The 4,097-nt window shown below is 38.7% G+C and carries 2 protein-coding genes; both read left to right on the forward strand.

What is annotated here, in order from left to right:
* Positions 1–1,312: IS4 family transposase (locus EO95_RS07005; protein ID WP_048133507.1), on the forward strand; the 1,312-nt coding region annotated here is incomplete at its 5' end.
* An 814-nt stretch (positions 1,313–2,126) separates the two neighbouring features.
* On the forward strand, positions 2,127–4,097 hold a 1,971-nt coding region (locus EO95_RS07010; protein ID WP_048133508.1), incomplete at its 3' end, for a putative Ig domain-containing protein.

A 4,097-nucleotide genomic window follows, 5' to 3' on the forward strand; every position in this document is an offset into this window, starting at 1 on the left:
TGGCAAACATAAAAGCAAAGGTCTTGATCTCAATAGTTTACTAATCGGTTTGTTAAGCTACAAATTGACTGAGAATTTTAGTATCAAAGAAGCTGGCAATTGGTTAAATCAGGAAGAAATTCTCGAGGTCTTAAATCTTGAAAAGTTTCATGAAAGAGTTCTTTACAGAACTCTTGAACTCTTAGGACGTAACAGAGAGGAAATCCTTTCTGACATTCTAGAGTCCCTGTTTTCTGTATATGGTTTTGAAGAAACGAATATAAATCTGGATTGGACGAGTATAGTCCTTTACGGAACTAAATTCAATCTTGGTAAATACGGATATAGCAGAGATCACAGGCCTGATAAGCTACAGATAACAGTTGGAATAAGTGAATTAGCTGACCCCATTAACATTCCTATTGGAGTTACAGTGAATAAAGGAAACGTTCTTGATCTTGAGCACTTTTCTGACACTTATAACCAGGTAAAAAGTAAACTCAAAAAAGGCTCTCTTATTGTTTTTGATAAAGGTGCTAATACTACAGAGAATATCAAGATTATACAGGGAGATGAGATGGAGTATCTCACTTCCATGAAACTGAATACAAGTGACGACAAAATAATTGAGAAATTTGATCTGGAAAAAGCCGAACTGATAGATTCCAAAAAAGGTATATATGGGATAAAAATAGTCAAGCCTAGCAGCATTAAATATTTCTATTTCTCTGAAGCTCTACAGAAAAGGCAGTTAGAATCAAAAGCAAGAGCTGTTATGAGGAAATTAAAGGAAGCAAAAGAGATTCAGAAGGCTATCGTAAACAAGAAAAAGCTTCCTAAGAAGTTCAGAATTAATAACGAGTTAATTGAGATTGATTACTCTTTTAGGACTAAGCTCGAAGAGCTTAGTGATGAAGAAGCTATAGAACTCTTAAAAGCTTCACTGATTAATGGAAGAGAAGGATTTTTCTGCCTTAAATCAAACAGGCATTTGACACTTGAAAAGGCATTGAAAATATACCGAAAAAAGGATTCCATTGAAAAAATATTCCACTCGTTAAAAAACGAAATTCAGATTAAGCCGTTGAGAGTATGGTCGGATGATAGCATTTATGGAGCTATTATTTTAGGATTTATTGCCCAGTTATTCATATCGCTGATGCGATATGAATTTGAGGACCTGAAACGCAGGTCAACAAAATTTATCATAAAAAGCTTGAAGAATTTGACACTTACAATCAACTTCATGAAAAATGGAATCAAAAATTATATTTTTGCGAATTTTGACCAGATCAATAGCTTGATTGTAACAAAAATGAGTGAAATTACATAGGATATATAACAAATTTTTATAAATTTATAGAACCTGTCAAGTCCAATCGGACCAAAAAAGAAGGAAAATATTCAGTACCAATTAGTGGGTACTGTCAAACTGAGGTTTTATTTTTGATTTGTGGCTTTTATTATTGATTTCCTGCTCCAACATCTTATTTGTTTTAATTACTTTTACATCTGTTCTTCTCACGGCAAAGAATAAATGTTTAAGTTGATTGCGCGGAACATTCTTCAAAAATTACCTCTCATAAATCTCAGAGGTTTTACTAATTGCACTATTTTTTTTCATAATTTTTAATAACACGCCGTTTCATGCCGATTAATCTTCAAACACAAATTTCAACAGTTCTTGCCATATGTCCTCCAGTGTCTAAATAAATTTACAAACTCTGCGCAAATACTTTTATAATATAATGAGCTAATTTACAATGATGACTATAGAAATTTAATTAGGGTATTAAACCTAATTTATTCATAATGTCCACTCGGGGGGAATTTGTGTATAGTGGAAATAAATTGCCATTTAAGCAGGGGAATTAACTCTGAATCCAGTATTCTCCCCCTCATTTAATAACGGTTATTAGCCTCGGAGCTGATACTTCTGCCAGGGCTTATTCTATAGTCTTGAACATTTGGTGAGTGGATACTATTGAACAATCTTGTCGGAGGGTTCTTTCAAAAGACAAAATAAATTTATCAAAAAACAGCTCAACTGGCTATAAATTTATAGAAACTACCCGGCGAATCTGAGTGAACTTCTACCTTACAAACATATCAACCAATTGTATTATGATCGACCCCAGGTGATAGCAATGCTAAAGCGAAAATTGGGAGTCCTCTTCCTTATAGGGTGCTTTATATTTTCAAGTGTTCCTATGGTTTCATGCCGGACTTCTGCACCTATTATTTATGTTGCGGGAGATGGGAGTGGGGACTTTAACTGTGATGGAAAAGACGACCATGTACAGATAAACCAGGCCCTTAAATTCGTGGCAGAAAACTCTGCTTATACAACTGTCCACCTCAAAGGACCTTTTACATATGTTATTGACAATACCCTTCTGATCGGAAGCAACACTATTCTTGAAGGAGACTCAAATGCTGTGATCAAGCTGGTTGATCATGCAGGCTGGACTACTATGAAACCCCTTATCCAGCAGATGAGCAGTTCAGGGAATAACAATATTACGATAAGAGGTTTCGAAGTTGATGTAAATCATGATGGTAATGCTGAGCTTGCCAAGGGTAAAGGCTACTACAATGTGATTTATTTCCTTTACACCAGCAATGTAGCAGTCCATGATATGTATATGCATGATGGACACGGTGACGGGCTCAGGATAAAATACGGTAGTAATATCCAGTTTTATAACAACACGATTTATAAACTCGGACATGACGGCCTTTTTGCAATTGAGTGCAGTAATGTAGAGGCCTGGAACAACAAAATAACCTGCAGGACTAATAGTGCTCTGAGGGTATGGAACTCAAAGAATGTAAAGTTCCATGATAACTTCATTGATTCATTTTATCACTGGAGCGCAGGCGGCCCGGGTATTCAGGTTGAGAGATCCAAAGGTGACATGAATAATGTCGAAATCTACGATAATGTAATTACGAACACCTACGGACCAGGCATCTGGCTTATCGGGACCGCCGGAGCATACGATAAAAGTTTATCAAGCGTATATATTCACCACAATATCTTCTATGATTCCGGAACCAATCCGAGCATCGAGTGGGTTGGTGGGGTTTTAGGCAGTGGATTTCATAATGTCCTGATTGAAAATAACGTCTTTGATGGAGTTCATAACGCGGCGGTTGTAAATATGTATTCAACTGACACCAACGCCGGACCCTCAGGAACAGGATTCACGACAACAGTCCGTAATAACGTAATAGTAAACACCCAGCCACGCACGAAAAACGCTGCAGGAACAGGATATGGTGTGATTAATCGCCTTACCAGCTCCCACAAAATTGTGCTGGAAAATAACTGTCTCTACAGCAACACAGCCGGGAACTATAAAAATGTTAACTCAGCAACAGATATCTATGTAGATCCTCTTTTCGTGAATAGTAACAGTGGGGATTACCATCTCAAATCAGTAGCAGGTCGCTGGAATGGGGAAACCTGGGTAAAAGATAGCACAAGTTCTCCATGCATTGATGCAGGTTATTCCTCCTCTGATTACTCAAATGAGCCTGATGACAATGGAAACCGGATCAACATAGGGGCATTCGGGAACACAAAGTATGCTTCAAAATCAGGAACACCAATAGTAGATAATCAGGCCCCTGTGATAAATTCCATCCCGGATGTTAATGTCGAAGCTGGAAAAAGCCTTACCTTTACAGTAAGCGCCTCAGATGCAGACGGAGACAGCCTCGCATACTCTGCTTCAGGCACTCCCTCTGGTGCTACTTTTGACAGCAAATCAGGGGTTTTCAGCTGGACTCCGGTTGCCGGACAGGAGGGGACGTACAGCGTAACCTTTGAGGTAAGCGATGGAAAACTACAGGATTCGGCTACAGCAGCTATAAGTGTTGTCAATCATAATCAGGCCCCTGTGATAAATTCCATCCCGGATGTTAGTGTCGAAGCTGGAAAAAGCCTTACCTTTACAGTAAGCGCCTCAGATGCAGACGGAGATAGCCTCGCATACTCTGCTTCAGGCACTCCTTCAGGTGCTACTTTTGACAGCAAATCAGGGGTTTTCAGCTGGACTCCGGTTGCCGGACAGGAGGGGACATACAGCTTAACCTTTGAGGTAAGCGATGGA

Source organism: Methanosarcina sp. 1.H.T.1A.1, assembly GCF_000979295.1.
GTDB lineage: Archaea > Halobacteriota > Methanosarcinia > Methanosarcinales > Methanosarcinaceae > Methanosarcina.